This is a genomic window from Pseudomonas sp. GM84, from assembly GCF_000282535.1.
Lineage (GTDB): Bacteria > Pseudomonadota > Gammaproteobacteria > Pseudomonadales > Pseudomonadaceae > Aquipseudomonas.
In genome coordinates this window covers 1-15,322 of record NZ_AKJC01000136.1, presented here as the reverse complement: position 1 = coordinate 15,322, position 15,322 = coordinate 1, and the positions used below count along the sequence as shown (strand labels likewise).

13 protein-coding genes are annotated in these 15,322 nt (G+C 61.8%); 10 read left to right on the top strand and 3 right to left on the bottom strand.

Annotated features, from left to right (window positions below):
* Positions 1-34 precede the first annotated feature (34 nt).
* The gene (locus PMI38_RS12225; protein ID WP_008094307.1) at positions 35-1,027 is read left to right on the top strand and encodes a LysR family transcriptional regulator; all 993 of its coding nucleotides are present in this window, start codon (positions 35-37) and stop codon (positions 1,025-1,027) included.
* Positions 1,028-1,098: 71 nt separating this feature from the next.
* On the opposite strand, the gene PMI38_RS12220 is transcribed toward PMI38_RS12225, so the two are convergent.
* A complete protein-coding gene (locus PMI38_RS12220) occupies positions 1,099-1,860 on the bottom strand; it encodes a TetR/AcrR family transcriptional regulator (protein ID WP_008094306.1) in 762 nt (253 codons plus the stop codon).
* A gap of 442 nt (positions 1,861-2,302) precedes the next feature.
* Between PMI38_RS12220 and PMI38_RS12215 the strand changes: the two genes are divergently transcribed.
* The 8 genes from PMI38_RS12215 to PMI38_RS12180 all read left to right on the top strand — a co-directional run bounded on the left by PMI38_RS12215 (position 2,303) and on the right by PMI38_RS12180 (position 11,434).
* Entirely contained in the window at positions 2,303-3,529 is a 1,227-nt protein-coding gene (locus tag PMI38_RS12215; RefSeq protein WP_008094305.1) for an acyl-CoA dehydrogenase family protein, read from the top strand.
* 15 nt (positions 3,530-3,544) lie between these two features.
* Complete coding sequence (locus tag PMI38_RS12210) at positions 3,545-4,051, top strand: flavin reductase family protein (protein ID WP_008094304.1); 507 nt, start codon at positions 3,545-3,547, stop codon at positions 4,049-4,051.
* Positions 4,052-4,152: 101 nt separating this feature from the next.
* Positions 4,153-6,813 (top strand): alpha-ketoglutarate dehydrogenase, encoded by a 2,661-nt coding sequence (gene mdeB / locus PMI38_RS12205; protein WP_008094303.1) that lies wholly within the window; start codon positions 4,153-4,155, stop codon positions 6,811-6,813.
* 12 nt (positions 6,814-6,825) lie between these two features.
* Positions 6,826-8,094 (top strand): 2-oxo acid dehydrogenase subunit E2, encoded by a 1,269-nt coding sequence (locus PMI38_RS12200; RefSeq protein WP_008094302.1) that lies wholly within the window; start codon positions 6,826-6,828, stop codon positions 8,092-8,094.
* Positions 8,095-8,117: 23 nt separating this feature from the next.
* Positions 8,118-8,711, top strand: a complete 594-nt coding sequence (locus PMI38_RS12195; RefSeq protein WP_008094300.1) for a VOC family protein — start codon at positions 8,118-8,120, stop codon at positions 8,709-8,711.
* A 10-nt stretch (positions 8,712-8,721) separates the two neighbouring features.
* A complete protein-coding gene (locus tag PMI38_RS12190; protein ID WP_008094299.1) occupies positions 8,722-9,606 on the top strand; it encodes a fumarylacetoacetate hydrolase family protein in 885 nt (294 codons plus the stop codon).
* Positions 9,596-9,973, top strand: coding sequence for a nuclear transport factor 2 family protein (locus PMI38_RS12185; RefSeq protein ID WP_008094297.1), 378 nt, complete (start codon positions 9,596-9,598; stop codon positions 9,971-9,973). The genes PMI38_RS12190 and PMI38_RS12185 overlap by 11 nt, the downstream gene beginning before the upstream one ends.
* A 99-nt stretch (positions 9,974-10,072) precedes the next feature.
* Positions 10,073-11,434, top strand: coding sequence for an outer membrane beta-barrel protein (locus PMI38_RS12180; protein ID WP_008094295.1), 1,362 nt, complete (start codon positions 10,073-10,075; stop codon positions 11,432-11,434).
* Positions 11,435-11,491: 57 nt separating this feature from the next.
* On the opposite strand, the gene PMI38_RS12175 is transcribed toward PMI38_RS12180, so the two are convergent.
* Together PMI38_RS12175 and PMI38_RS12170 are read right to left on the bottom strand one after the other, a co-directional pair.
* Entirely contained in the window at positions 11,492-12,370 is an 879-nt protein-coding gene (locus tag PMI38_RS12175; RefSeq protein WP_008094293.1) for an alpha/beta hydrolase, read from the bottom strand.
* Between the two features lie 48 nt (positions 12,371-12,418).
* Positions 12,419-12,994, bottom strand: a complete 576-nt coding sequence (locus PMI38_RS12170; protein WP_008094291.1) for a nuclear transport factor 2 family protein — start codon at positions 12,992-12,994, stop codon at positions 12,419-12,421.
* 109 nt (positions 12,995-13,103) lie between these two features.
* On the opposite strand from PMI38_RS12170, the gene PMI38_RS12165 reads away from it, so the two are divergent.
* Positions 13,104-13,994: a LysR substrate-binding domain-containing protein gene (locus PMI38_RS12165; RefSeq protein ID WP_008094289.1), complete on the top strand. Its 891-nt coding sequence runs from the start codon at positions 13,104-13,106 to the stop codon at positions 13,992-13,994.
* The last annotated feature ends 1,328 nt before the right edge of the window (positions 13,995-15,322 follow it).

Genomic DNA, 15,322 nt, shown 5'->3' with positions numbered 1-15,322 from the left:
CCGTCGTATTAGCAGTGCTACTAATAGGCCCAAAATGAATCCCCCGAGCTCGCGTTCTGACGCATTGGTCAACAAATGGGAGGGCCGTCGTTTCCTCAACGACCGCCTGGACTGGAACCTGCTCCGTACCTACCTGGCGATCGGCCAGGAAGGCAGCATCAGCCGCGCCGCGGCCAGGCTGCATGTCACCCAGTCGGCGGTCAGCCAGGCCCTTCGGCGCCTGGAGGAGCAGCTCGGCTGTGCACTGATCCTGCGCGGTGGGCCTCGTTTTGACCTGACGGCCGCAGGGGAAGAGGTGCTGCGCATCGCCACCGATATCTACGGTGACGTTTCGCGCATCAGCACAGCAGTGGAGAAGCAGAACGATGGGGTGGCAGGGAAGGTGCGGCTGCTGACCATCAGCCGCGTGCAATCGACGCTATACGATGAGTTCCTGGCTGATTTTCATGAGGCACACCCGCGGGTGGAACTGGAGATCGAGGTACTGCGCAGTGCCGACATCATCAGTTCATTGCTGCAGAAAACCGCCACTGCCGGGCTCGGCCTGTGCCGGATTGCTCAGCCGAAGCTGGAGCAGCGCCAGTTGTTACGCCAGCGGTACGCATTCTATTGCGGGGTGCGGCACCGTCTTTTTGGGCGCAGCGATGTGACGCTGGAAGCGCTGCGCGGCGAAAACTTCGTGAGCTTCGTGAGTGACCAGTTGGGCGGCAACTTGTCACCTTTGGCGATGTTCCGTGACGAAAATGGTTTTACTGGTCGGATCGTTGCGTCATCGTCGAGTTTCGAAGAAATTCACCGCCTGGTTTGCGCAGGGTTTGGCGTCGGGTGCCTCCCAGAGCATTTGCTGCGGGAAGACGTGGAAAAAGGCCTGCTGTGGCGTTTGCCACCGGATGAAGGCATCGTCGATGTCAACCTGCACCTGCTGTGGAACCGGGAGCAGAAGATGACCGTGGCGGAGGCGGTTTTCCTCGAAACCTTTCAGCATCGGCTTGCGCAGGCAAGCCTCTCGGAACAGCAGAAATCGTAGGTGCCTTGGGCTCTGTACGAAAAGAGATCTCGCAAACACCGCCAGGTTGATCGCCGGTTCCCGTTGCCTTGTCACTCGGGTTCACGGCGGTAGGCGAGAAATGCGCGACCCTCACGCGAATTGAGATTCAAGGCCCACACCGGTCGTGGCAGGTCGAGCGCACCGGAGCCCCAGTCCTGCAGATAGCTCAACGAAAATTCGACGCCACGTCGGCAGGTCGCCGGATCGACGCCAAGGCTGATCAAGGCCATGTGAACACAGGCGTCCATATAGTCATTGACGTTTTCCACCCCTTGCAGGATGGCCTGGATGGAGTGGGCGGATGCGCCCATCAGGAAGTCGGTGGCCGCGTCGAGGCGTTCGAAGGCCAACTGGCCGGCGGCGCGGCCACTTTCCAGGTCGCGGCTCATGTACTCGGCCACCAGTGCATGGTGCGGCCATACATCTACGCGGGTTACGAAACCGGCCCACTTGCGGTCCAGCAGGGCGCGGACCAGAAAAACCCGGAAGCCGACCGAAATGCGCTTCCAGGGTTCTTCGAGTATGTCGTAGAGGGGCAGGATGTCGGTGGTCATCTGGTTGCTCAACTCCTGGCCAAGCGCAATCAGGACCTGGTCCAACGAGTCGAAGTAGCGATAGAAGGTGCCCCGCGACACCTTGGCCTCGCGGATCACATCGTCGATCACCGGGGTGGCGCCGGCCGCTTCGGCAAATACGCGCATGGCCGAATCGAGCAATCGAGTGCGCATCAACAGGCGTTTCTTTTCCGCCATCCGCGGGCGGTGGTCGGGTGTGGCCCGCGCGGAAGAGGCGAGTGAGTCGTGGCTGGGCATGGTCATCTCTTTCAGTGACAAAACGTCATTGTTAAAAACTATGCAGATCGTCAGATGAATATATTTATTTGATCAAAGCTATTGAACAAGTCAGTGGCATGTCCTACATTCTAACCAATATCGGAATGACAAGTATGTTCCATCTGATGCTGCGTCAGGCCGGGAGTTTCGTCATAAAAACAACAGGAGACGAAAAATGATCGTTCATGCCCTTACCCCTCGCCTGTCTCGCCCGCTTCCTCCGCCGCCGCGCCACAAGCGCCGTCGCCTCTAAAATCCCCTCCAATCGCCGCCATTTCTGCATAACCGGAATGCCAGGTTCAGCCTGATTCCGTTTGCCCGTGATGCCGTTCCGCTCGCTCTGGCCGGACCGGTGTGTGGATTCGTACGCCCACAATAAATAAATGACAATTTAGTCATTACTAAAATAGAGGTTGGAACCATGAAAGAAGCGATCAAAGAATTCGACGTAAGCGTGTTACCTGTGGCCGAACAGGGGCCTTCTTTACAGGAACTGGTCAAGCGCGCCGAGGCGTTGCAGCCCCTGCTGAGCAAAAATGCCGTCGAGTCCGAGAAGCACCGCCGCGCCGCCGAGGAGAATATTCAGGCGATCCGTGACGCGGGCCTGTTCCGCTTGATGGTGCCCAAGCGTTTCGGGGGCCATGAAGGCACGTTGCGCTCGCACCTGGAGGTCTCCGCGGCACTGGCAGAGGCCTGCGGTGGCACGGCCTGGGTCGTGGCCTTGAGCAATGTCTGCGCCTGGTTCACTGGCCTGTTCGATGAGCGTGCGCAGGAAGAGGTCTTCGGCAGTAACCCGGATGCCCGTGTGGCCGGGGTCTTCAACACCTCACCGAGCACCCGTCGGGTAGAGGGCGGCCTGGTGATTTCTGGCAAGTGGTATTCCTCGTCCGGCAGCCTGCATGCGGATTGGGCCGCGGTTGGCGCCGAGGAACGGGACACCAACGGCGCCCTGGTGGGCCAGTACCTGGCACTGATACCCAAGGCGCAGTTCCGCATCGAAGATACCTGGTTCACCGCCGGCATGCGTGCGTCTGGTAGTAACTGCATCGTCGCCGAAGAGGTGTTCGTTCCCGAACATCGCTTGCTGAACATGGGCGCGGCGATCGAGGGGGAATACGCCACCCCGTTCAAGGACGAAGCCTGCTACCGGCCATTGTTCGTGCCGTTTGCCGCGCTGATTCTCAATGGCCCACAGCTTGGCCTGGGGCGCGCCGCACTGAAATACGTGATCGACAACGCGCCGCGTCGCGCCGTGGCCTACACCTCGTTTGAAAAACAGACCGACTCGGTGGTGTTCCAGACCCAGGTCGCCGAAGCGGCGCTGAAGATCGACAGCGCCCAGCTACGCGCCATGCGCGCTGCAGACGAACTGGATGAGGCCGCCCGCCAAGGCATAAAGCTCGACAACGTGACCCGTGCACGTATCCGTGCCGATGTCGGCCTGGTCAACACGCACATTACCGATGCCATCAACATCCTGCTGTCTGCCCATGGCGCCGGAAGCTTCGCCGAGAGCAGCCCGATGCAGCGCTGGTGGCGCGATTCCAACACGGCCGCGCGGCATGCCGTGGCGTTGCCCGCGATTGGCCTGGAGTTGTACGGCAAGGCCCTGCTGGGCGTCGACAACACGGTCACCGCGCTGATCTGACAGGAGGGCAGCCCCATGGATCCCAAACTTCTGCGCACGGTAATGGGCCAGTTCGCCACCGGCGTCACCGTAGTGACCTTCGTTGCCGATGGCGAGCCGGCAGGCATGACCGCCAATGCCTTCATGTCGGTATCGCTGGAACCGCCGCTGATCCTCATCTCGGTACGCAACGCCTCGCGCTTCAACCAGTGGGTGAAGGAAGGGGTGTGCTATGGCGTGAACTTCCTTGCCGAGACCCAGCGCCCGCTGAGCGCCCATTTCGGTGGGCGGCCGGAGGAGGGCCTGGCGCTGCCGTACTGCTTCCACGAGCAGACACCTTTGCTCGAAGGCAGCCTGGTGCAGCTGGTGGCGCGCACGGTAGACGTGCATCCGGCCGGCGACCACCTGCTCTACATCGGCGAAGTCGAGCACTTGCACATCGGCGAGCAGCGCAAGCCACTGCTGTTCTACAGCGGCCGTTACCACCAGGTGCATGCCCGTTCGCCGGGCGTGGAGTGGAGCGGCTGCCGCGACGGCTGGTAAGCCACCGAAGAACCTGATCGTGCGCAAGCACACCTTGGCCTGCCTGTTACCGGGCAGCCGTGGGCAACTTGCGCCTGGAAAACCTGATTGAGCCTTATGCCATGACTGCCAAGATCACCGATATACCGAGCGATCGCACCCAGCACGACAGCGACCGCCAGGAAACCCACGAATGGCTCGACGCCCTGGAGGCCATCGCGCGCAGCGCTGGCGGCGAGCGCGTCGACTTCCTGTTGCAACGCCTGGCCGAACACGCCAGCCACCTCGGCGTACGCCCGAGCGCCCACCCTTACTCGCTGTACCAGAACAGCATCGCCTTGGAAGACCAGCCGGTATTCCCCGGTGACCTGGCAATGGAAGAGCGCATCACCTCGATCATTCGCTGGAACGCCCTGGCCATGGTGGCACGGGCCAACAAGGCCTACGGCGAGCTGGGCGGGCATATCGCCAGCTATGCCTCGGCGGCCGAGATCTTCGAAGTCGGCTTCAACCATTTCTTTCGCGCCGACAGCGAGCAGGCCAAGGGCGACCTGGTGTACTTCCAGCCCCATTCGGCACCTGGGGTGTATGCCCGGGCCTTCCTCGAAGGGCGCATGAGCGAGGAACAATTGCAGCGCTACCGCCAGGAGGTCGACGGCGGTGGCCTGTGCTCCTATCCGCACCCTTGGTTGATGCCCGACTTCTGGCAGTTTCCGACCGGCTCCATGGGCATCGGCCCGATCAGCTCGATCTACCAGGCGCGTTTCCTGCGCTACCTGGAGCACCGCAACCTCGCCGATACCACGCAGCGCCACGTGTGGGGCGTGTTCGGCGACGGCGAGATGGACGAGCCGGAGTCCATCGCCGCGCTGTCCCTGGCTGCCCGCGAAAAACTCGACAACCTGACCTTCGTGATCAACTGCAACCTGCAGCGCCTGGACGGCCCGGTGCGTGGCAACGGGCAGATCATCCAGGAACTGGAGGCGCTGTTCAGCGGCGCGGGCTGGAACGTGATCAAGGTGGTGTGGGGCTCGGACTGGGACGCGCTGTTCGCCCGTGACCGCAACCACGTGCTGCTGCGCCGTTTCGCCCACACCGTCGATGGCCAGTACCAGACCCTGGGTGCCAACGATGGCGCCTACAACCGCGCGCACTTCTTCGACCTCGACCCAGAGCTGCAAGCGCTGGTCGCGCACATGAGCCCGGCCGAGATCGACGGGCTGCGCCGGGGCGGCCACGATTTTCGCAAGCTGCATGCGGCCTTCGCCGCCGCCAAGGCGCACAAGGGCCGGCCGACGGTGATCCTGGCCAAGACCAAGAAAGGTTACGGCATGGGCCTGGCGGGTGAGTCACGTAACACGTCGCACATGCAGAAAAAGCTCGACGTTGAGGCACTCAAAGCGTTCCGCGACCGCTTCGCGCTGCCGATGGATGACGAAGCGCTGGAGGAAATGCGCTTCTACAAGCCCGCTGAAGACAGTGCGGAAATGCGCTACCTGCATGCCAGACGGGCGGCGCTGGGTGGTTACATGCCACGCCGCAGCAGCGCTGCCGAAGCACTGCCGGTGCCTGCGCTGGCGAGTTATGCGCAGTTTGCGCTGGCACCCGACGACCGCGAAGCGTCGACGACGACCGCCGTCGTCCGGCTATTCACCAATCTGCTCAAGGACAAGCAGCTGGGCCCGCGCATCGTGCCGATCGTTGCCGACGAGGCGCGCACCTTCGGCATGGCCAACCTGTTCCGGCAGGTCGGTATCTACTCGCCGGTCGGGCAACTGTACGAGCCCGAGGATGCCGGGGCGATGCTCTATTACAAAGAGTCCAAGGACGGGCAGCTGTTGGAAGAGGGTATTACCGAAGCCGGGGCGATCTCGTCCTGGGTGGCGGCGGCGACGTCCTACAGCGTCAACGGCGTGCCCATGCTGCCGTTCTATATCTACTACTCGATGTTCGGCTTCCAGCGTATCGGCGACCTGATCTGGGCCGCTGCCGACCAGCGGGCCCGCGGCTTCCTGATCGGTGCCACCGCCGGGCGCACCACCTTGGCCGGCGAAGGCTTGCAGCACCAGGACGGCAGTAGCCAACTGATCGCCGCCACGGTGCCGAACTGCCGCGCCTACGACCCGGCTTTCGCCGCTGAAGTGGCAGTGATCATCGACCATGGCAGCCGTCGCATGCTCGAAGAGCAGCATGACGAGTTCTACTACCTGACAGTGACCAACGAGAACTACGTACAGGCGCCACTGGACGCTGCCCAGCACGCCGACGTGATCAAGGGCATGCGCCTGTTCGGCGCGCGCGGTGAGGGCGCGCCCGTCGTGCGCTTGCTTGGCTCCGGGGCCATTTTGCGCGAAGTGATCGCGGCCGCCGAGCTGCTGGCCGAGGACTGGGGCGTGGCCAGCGAGATCTGGAGCGTCACCAGTTTCTCGGAATTGGCCCGCGAGGCCCGTGAAATCGAGCGCCAACAGCTGTTCGGCGCCCAGGACACGGCGCTCAGCCACTTGCAGACCTGCCTGCCCGGCGCGGCCCCGGTGGTTGCGGCCAGCGACTATGTGCGCGGCTATGCGCAACTGATCGCCCCCTACCTGCAGGCCCCGTACATCGCGCTGGGCACCGACGGTTTCGGCCGCAGCGACACCCGCCCGGCGCTGCGCCGCTTCTTCGAGATGGACCGCCAGCACATCGCCCTGGCGGCGCTGGCCAGCATCGACCGCGACAAGCATGCCCAGGCCCGCGCACGTTATGCCATCGACGGCGCCAGCGCCGCCCCCTGGAACCGTTGAGGAGTGAATGCCATGCAACAACTGATGGTTCCGGATATCGGTGACTTCAAGGACCTGCCTGTGGTGGAGGTGCTGATCAAGGCCGGTGACGTGGTCGCCGTGGAACAGCCGCTGATCGTGCTCGAGTCCGACAAGGCCGTGATGGATGTGCCCAGCACCCTGCAATGCACCATTCGCCAGGTGCTGATAAAGCCAGGTGACAAGGTGTCGCGCGGCAGCGTGATCGCCGATATCGAACCGGCTGGGGAGGGGGCTGCGCCCGTTGAGACCGCGCCCGTGGTGGCAAGCCCCGAACCGGTGGCCGCCGCTGCCGCGCCTGGCGTGCTCGCTATGCCTGCTGCCGTGCCGGCACCTGCCGCCGAAAACGTACACAAGCCGCAACTGGCCCTGGCCGGCCCGGCCGTGCGCAAGCTGGCACGGGAACTCGGCGTCGACCTGGATCAGGTACCGCCCACCGGCCCCAACGGCCGGTTGCTGCGCGAGGATGTGCTGGCCTTCGTCAAAGCCCAGCGCGAGCAACCGGCGGGCAGCGGCAAGGCCGGCGTCGGGCTCGACCTGCTGCCTTGGCCGCAAGTCGACTTCGCCCAGTTCGGCCACATCGAGCGCCGTGCGTTGTCGCGCATCAAGCGTATCTCGGCGGCCAACCTGCACCGCAACTGGGTGAGCATCCCCCACGTTACCAACCACAGCCACGCCGACGTCACCGACCTCGATGCGCTGCGCGTGCAGCTCAACCAGGAAGGGCGCGACGGGCAGGCCAAGGTCACTCTGCTGGCCTTCCTGATCAAGGCCTGCGTGGCGGCGCTGCAACGCTTCCCGCAGTTCAACGTGAGCCTGGAGGGCGATGAGGTGGTGCAGAAGCACTACTTCCACATCGGCTTCGCTGCCGACACGCCTAACGGCCTGGTGGTGCCGGTGATCCGCGATGCCGACCGCAAAGGCATCGCTGCGCTGGCTGCGGAAATGGCCGAGCTGTCGCAACTGGCCCGGGCCGGCAAGCTGTCGCCTGCGCAGATGCAGGGCGGCTGCTTCTCCATCTCGTCGCTGGGTGGCATCGGTGGCGGGCACTTCACCCCGATCATCAATGCACCCGAGGTCGCGATCCTTGGCATCGGCCGCGCCGACCTGCAACCGCGTTGGGACGGCAGCGCCTTCCAGCCGCGCCTGCAGTTACCGCTGTCGCTGTCCTGGGACCACCGTGCGGTGGACGGTGCCGAGGCCGGGCGCTTCCTTGCCTACCTGACGACACTGCTCGGCGACTTTCGCCGGGTGCTGGTCTGACAACAAGAAAAAGGAGAACCGAAATGAGCGTTTCCCACACCCGCACCGCAACCATCGCCGAAGGCGAGCGCGTAGTGCCGATGAAAATGGCGCACCTGGTGTTCCGCTGCGCCGATCGCAAGGCCATGGTCGACTGGTACCGCAAGCTGTTCCAGGCCGATCTGGTGTTCGAGGACGAAATCCTCACCTTCATCACCTATGACGACGAGCATCACCGCCTGGCGTTTTTCAACATGCCGCACCTGCCGCCGAAGTCCGACGAAGTCACCGGCGTGCACCACATCGCCTACAGCTACACGCGCATCGACGACCTGCTGCGTACTTACCTGCGCCTGAAGGAGGAGGGCATCCGCCCTTACTGGTGCATCAATCACGGCCCGACCACCTCGCTGTATTTCCGCGACCCGGAAGGCAACGACATCGAGCTGCAGGTGGACAACTTCAGCGAAGCCGCCGACGCCGCAGCGTTCTTCCACAGCGAAACCTTCGCCAATGACCCGATCGGCCTCGAGTTCGACCCTGACACCATGGTCGAGTTGTGGTTAGGAGGCGCCAGCGAAGCCGAACTGTGCCGCCTGGGGACCGCCGGTACCGGTACCCGCACCTTGCTTGGATGAGGAGATACGCATGAAGCTGTGCACTTTCAAAACCCCTGGCGGCCTCGAGGGCATCGGTATCGTGACGGACGATGGGGTGATCCGCGTCGCCGATCACCTTTGCGCCGCGCCGCGCGACATGCTCGGGCTGATCGGCGAATGGCAGTTCTGGCAGGAACCGTTGCGGCGCCTGGCGCAGATCCAGCCGGTGGACTTTCGCCTCGACGAGGTGACGCTGCTGGCCCCTGTGCCGCGCCCCGGCAAGATTCTCGGCATTGGCCTGAACTACGCCGATCACGTTGCCGAATCCGGCATGGCCACGCCGGCCGACCAGCTGTGGTTCGCCAAGATGAATACGTCGGCCAACGGCCCTTATGCGGCCATTGACCTACCGCTGGTGTCGGAACAACTCGACTACGAGGCCGAGATGGTCTTCGTGATAGGCAAGCGTTGCCGCCACGTCACCCGCGAGCAGGCGCCGCAGATGATCTTCGGCTACTGCGTGGGCAATGACGTGAGCGTGCGCGACTGGCAGCTTCGCACGTCGCAATTCGTGCTTGGCAAATCGTTCGACGGACACGCGCCCTTTGGCCCTTGGCTGATGACCCCGGACGAGGTGGGCAACCCGCACGCGTTGGGCATTCGCTGTTTCGTCAACGGTGAGAAGCGCCAGGATTCCAACACCTGCGAGCTGATCTTCGACTGCTACCAGCAGATTGAACACTTGTCTCGGGTTATGACTCTAGAGCCCGGCGATGTGATCTACACCGGTACGCCGGGTGGTGTGGGTGTCGGCTTCACACCGCCGCACTGGCTGCGCGAAGGCGATCGGGTACGCGTGGAGATCGATGGCCTGGGCGCGATCGAGAACGTGGTGCGTGCCGAGCGCGTGGAGGAGGGTGGTCATGCAGGTTGAGCCGATCCGAGAGGAAATCCTGCGCCTGGAACGCGAACGCTGCCGAGCCCTGGTAGCTCGCGACCTGCAAGCCCTGGCGGGGTTGATGGACGATCGCCTGGTGCATGTCCACGCCACCGGCAAGGTGGACGATAAGGCGCAGTACCTGGAAATGGTCGCCCAGCACATCGACTTTCTCAGGGTCGAGCGCGCAGACATGAATGTGCGAGTGCACGGCGACACGGCCATCGCCAGTGGCCACCTGGAGCAGGCCATCGTCTTGCGCGAGAGCGGTGAAAAGCGGCTGATGAAAGCCTACGCCACCCAGGTCTGGATACGCAGCGAAGGCGCTTGGCGCCAGTGTGCCTTCCAGGCCACCAACACCTGACCTTCGCCAGTACGCAGGCCGGCCACGGCCTGCACCGGCAGGGACGCCGGGACCACTTTTTCCAGTCACGACACAAAACAACAACAAGAGTCCATATCCATGAACAACATCCGGGTGAAAACGCTGGGTGCGGTGCTGGCCGCCTTCGCGATAGTCGACTGCCATGCCGAACCGGCCGACGAGCCCGCCGAAGGCTCCTTGTTTCGCAGCCTGTTTGGCGACAGCCTGCAACGAGAGTACGGCATCAGCACTTCTTTCCTGCTCGACATCGGCTACTCGCGCAACAACCGCTCAACATCCGATGAGCGCCGCGACGGCCTGAGCAACCTGCCAATCAGTGGTTTCTCCGATGAAGGCTTCGAGTTGGGTAGCCTGCATCTTTTCGTCGACAAGCCGCTCAAGGCCAACTTCATCCCGCGCATCACGCCCTTGCCTGGCCCCGCACCGGACACGGCGGACTTCGGCTTCACCTTCGAGACCTTGTACGGGCGCAACGCCCAGTTCTCCAGGGCCTTTGGCTGGGACATGCATTGGGGTGTGAACTCGCCTGGTGACGATGACACTGAAAAAGCCCGGCGCGACAGGCAGAATTTTGTCTCCACGCCCAACCTGGCCGCCACCGCCTATCTGCCCTATGGGCCTGGTTTCACGCTGATGGCGGGCATCTTCGGCCCGGCCTTCGGCTACGAGATTCCGCCGAATATCCGCCTGGCCCGCAACCCTTTCGCCAGCCGCACCTATGCCTTCGTCAGCAACCTGGTGACCGTCAGCGGCGTGATGATCAGCAGCCGGCTGGTCGACAGTCCGCATGGGCTGTTGGGGGTGGAACTGGGCGTGGCCCAAGGCTGGAGCAACCTGCGTGACAACAATGACGACAAGGCGCTGTTCGGTGCACTGCGCTGGCGCACGGCAGACATGCAGACCTGGGTCGACTATGAATTCATGGTCGGCAATCAGGAGAACCACAGCGTCAAGGACGTGCAAGCGCCGACCTCACGGCTGATTTCTCCGGACGGCCAACTCAGGCAGCAACATTCTCTGAACGGTTGGCACCGCTTCGACGAGCGCTGGTCGATGGGCGCGGAGCTGGTTTACGGCCGTCAGGAGGGCGATGGCAAACCGAGCACCATCGACATCGTCACCGGGCCAGGCTTCGACGGTGCGCATTGGTGGGGCGCCAATGCGGTGCTTACCTATCAGGTGCGGCCGAACTTGTCCTTCTCGGTGCGCGGCGAGCACTTCAGCGACCCGGACGGCTTCACGCTGTTCCCCACGACCACTGCGCGCGGGGACTTCAATGCGATCACCACTGGTTTTCGCTACGACGTCAGCCAGCACCTCTCGCTACGCCCAGAGCTGCGCTATGACTGGTTCGATGCGCGCGAACATGACCGCCCATTCGGCAGCGGCCGTGACCGCACGCAGCTGACCGCGATGGTAGAAGCGTTGCTCTACTTCTGAACCCGATAAAAAAGGCCCTGGCAGTTCGCACTGCCAGGGCCGCATTAATTGCGCAGTTTACACGCTGGCGACGCAGCGTCGGGCAAAGGCCAGTTGCTGGAACTGGAACGCTTCGCCCATGCGGTGAAAGTCGATGCAATGGCCGGCGTCCCGGAACAGTGCGGCGTCCATGGCCGGGCAATTGACGAAGGCTTGGGCAAAACGCTGCACAGTGGCTTCATCGACGGGCCACAACTGCTCGAACTCCGGTTGCCGGTAATGCACGGGCACCTTCACCTGCGCTGCCAGGCGGTAGACCTGCTTGGGCCAATGCATGCCGATGTCCACCAGCTCGCTGCGCGGGGCAGGGGAGCATGCGGCATGGCTGGCCTGGGGCATGACGGCGTGGTCGTAGGTGGCCGGCGGCCCGAAGAAGAAACCATCCATTGCCTCGGGCGGTACGCTGACCAAGGCCTGCTGCGCAGGCACGCTGTTCCACTTGTCCTTGGAGGCGGATACCGGGTCGAGCCCGACGCCGGAAAGGGCGATACCCAGCAGCGGCCAGGAAGGCTGCCGCGCAGCGATGGCGATGCTGATGGCCGCGCCGATGGAATGACCGATCAGGACGATACCGCTGGCGTTGTGCGGGTAGTTGTGCCACAGGTCCTGAATGGCCGAGTCGAGGATTTCCGCGTTGTCCAGAATGCTCGGGGCGTGCGCGGCGTAGGGGGCGCTGATACCGTAACCCGGACGGTCGATGGCAAAGATGGGCAGCCCTTGCGCCTGGGCCCGATCCAGCAGCGAATGGCCCGGGACGTCGAAGTATCGGGAACTATAGGTGCCGCCATGGATGGCCACGATCAGTGGAAGCGGCTCCATGCTCTCGGTTTCGGGCACTCGCCCGCGCCCTGACAGCGAGATGCCAAGCCCGCGAAAAACGTATTCCTGTTTGCACATCGGTTTCGCTCCTCTTGTTGTTCTTGTCTGTGGCGCTGTAATCGGATGTCAGGCGGCGAGCCAGGCCTGTGCGTTCTCGCGAATGGCGCTTTCCAGCTCGCTACCGCGGGTGGCGAACGTGCGGCTCAGCGGGAAGCCGCTTTTCTCCAGCAGGTAGGCCAAGGGCGCATACTCGCGCGGATAGCGCTTCAGCACCTGCGCGTCGATGGCCACCGGTCCGCTGGGGAAGGTGAAACCGCCCATGTCATAGATGCTCTGGCGCTTGAGCAGCTTCCACACGCCGTCGCGCTTTTCTGCGAGGTCATAGAAGCGGTTGTGCACGCTGCAGCCCAGGTCCAGGCGCACATTCTCGGCAACGATCACTGCATTGGTCTCGACAATGGCGCGATTGCCATTGATCTGTACCACGGGAGTACCGATCAGGTGCTTGGTGCGCAGGTCCGAGGCGCCCATGCGCCGCGAGCCTTCGATAAACCCCGTGAACGGGCCTTCGTACCAGGTGATCTCGATCACCCCGTCTGGATGGAACAGCCCGGCCAGTTGCTCCCATTGGCCAAGGTCACGGTGGATCCAGCCAGTGATGAGGTCGGTAATCTGCTGACGGTCTTCCAGGTAGCTATGCATGGCGAGCGCTCATTGGGATGGATAATCAGCCCAAGCTTCTTCCCGTTCTGAAGTAAACTCAAATAGATTGATCTGAATGATTGATCATAAAAAATGAATGGAGATGAAGATGGAGCTACGCCACCTGCGTTACTTCCTGGCTGTGGCTGAAGAGGCGCATTTTGGCCGTGCGGCCAAGCGCCTGCACATCGTGCAGTCGGCGCTGAGCATGCAGATACGTGCACTGGAGGAAGAGCTAGGTGGCCCGCTGTTCGTGCGCACCAGCCGCCGGGTCGAGCTGACGGAGGCCGGCACGCTGTTCTATGCGGAGGCGCAGCGCACCTTGGCGCAGGCCGCGCACGCCCAGCAAACCGTGCAGCGGGCAATGCGCGGCGAGATGGGCACAGTACGCATCGGCTTTGCCGGCAATGCCGTGTTCAGCGGGCGACTAATGGCCGCCGTGCGGGCGTTTCATGCGGCGTATCCGCAAGCCGAGGTAGTGCTGAGTGAGCTCGCGCCGCAGCAGCAGGTCGAAGCGATTCAGGCCGGGCAGCTGGATGTCGGGTTTGCCCCCAGTCATGGCGGCCAGATGATCGATGAGTCGCTGTGTTTCGAGTGTATCGGTACCTGGCCACTGCTGGTGGCTATGCCCGACAGCCATCCGCTTGTCGATGCCAAGCCCTTGCAGGTTTGCATGCTCGGAGAAGCGTCATTGATCGTCTATGCCGCCCACGGCGCCGATGACAACATGCTGCGCAGCTTGCGCCAGGCAGTGGGGCGCGAGCCCAAGGTTCACCGTACCGGCAGCACCCTGAGTCTGCTGGCGCTGGTGGCCGCTGGCTTGGGTGTGGCGCTGGTACCAGAACCGCTGCTGCAGGTGAAGATTCCGGGCGTTGCCTATCGACAGCTCGACGGCATCGAGCAGCAAGCAGATCTGCTGCTGGTCAGCCGCAATGACGAGGTCAACGGTGCGGTGCGGGCTTTTCTGCAGGTGGCACGCGAAACGATCATGTGGCGCTGAGGCCAGTGGTCTGTTTCTCGTTGTCCAGGGTGATGACTGCGAGGCGGATGAGTCTTTGCAGAGAGCGAGGCTAAGCATAATCATGATTTAACATAATATGCATTATGCGCACCTTCGCATATTCCACGTGAGCCACACCCAGGGTACATTTCACCACACGCGATCTGTGACGATTGACAACAAATTGGAAAACGTCCAGCTAGGCTTGGAATCCTCATTCAATCAGCGCCTTAAGGGCCAAAGCTCATGTCCTCCCCGAGATCTGCTAAATCTCGGGTGCAAAATTTCTTAGCATGCCGAGTTGCCTGTAAGGCACATGCTAGACGGCTCTCGATGGATCTGACGGAGAATCTGGGAAAATCACGAAGGCGTGCTCTGAGTGGAAACAAAATGGAAAAATTCGAGTGGATTTGAACCTCAAATCGCCAGGCTGCGAGGTGCCTGGTGCTCTAGCCGAAAAATTTGGTCATTCACGTGGATGTTGCTTCGCGCGATTTGCAAAATCCCGAGATATAACACTGCCTCAACGACATCCCTCTAGTGATAACCCCTAAATTGAAATGTTGGAAAAAGGTCACTGGCTACCTGGGTTATCGGAAATAGCCACCTGGGTGCATGGGTCTTTTGATTTACGCAGCGTCCATGCTAGACAGCGCGCGCTATCTTTTTTTATCGCTGGAAAAAGCAGTAAAAATTACAACAAATTGGAATCGCGCGGGGTTGACCGAGGGTTGAGGATTTATCCGCGCCAATAGCTACAGCGTCATGCCTGTTATTAGTCTTGGGTTAAGATTGAATTCGCGAATGACGAGATATAATCCTGAGAATGCTGGGCGATACAGGGATATCTACCGTGTCGAAACGGTGGAAAATGTGTGTGTGCGAGAAGCTATTTTTTTCGGGAGCCGCTGTGACCCCGTGCTTAAGAGGTACTGGAGCGTTTTTAATCAGTGGAAAATTTAAAAAACTAGTCAATTCATTGGATGTGGTCATCGAAACAGCCGGCTGTAACTTTCTTTACTACCTATGAGGCATGCCTGACGCGTCAAGAGCGGTCTGGATAGCCGGGTTGAGAGCGATCCTAGAAGAGCTTTATTTCATATTATATCCATCCCCACCTCCGACTAGCGGTGTGTGCGAAGTCACCACTGTTTGACTGGCCAGGGACAGATTTGCAATTCGCCTCGACTCTGTTACCCTCCGCTTCTCTGCTTTGCTATTCTGCGAAAGGTTAACTACACTAAATATTCATTTAGTTGAGTTATTGGTAGGGTTTGCCCGGAGAGTTGCTTTAGCACTCCCCTCAATAGCCGATAACGGCTGGCGGG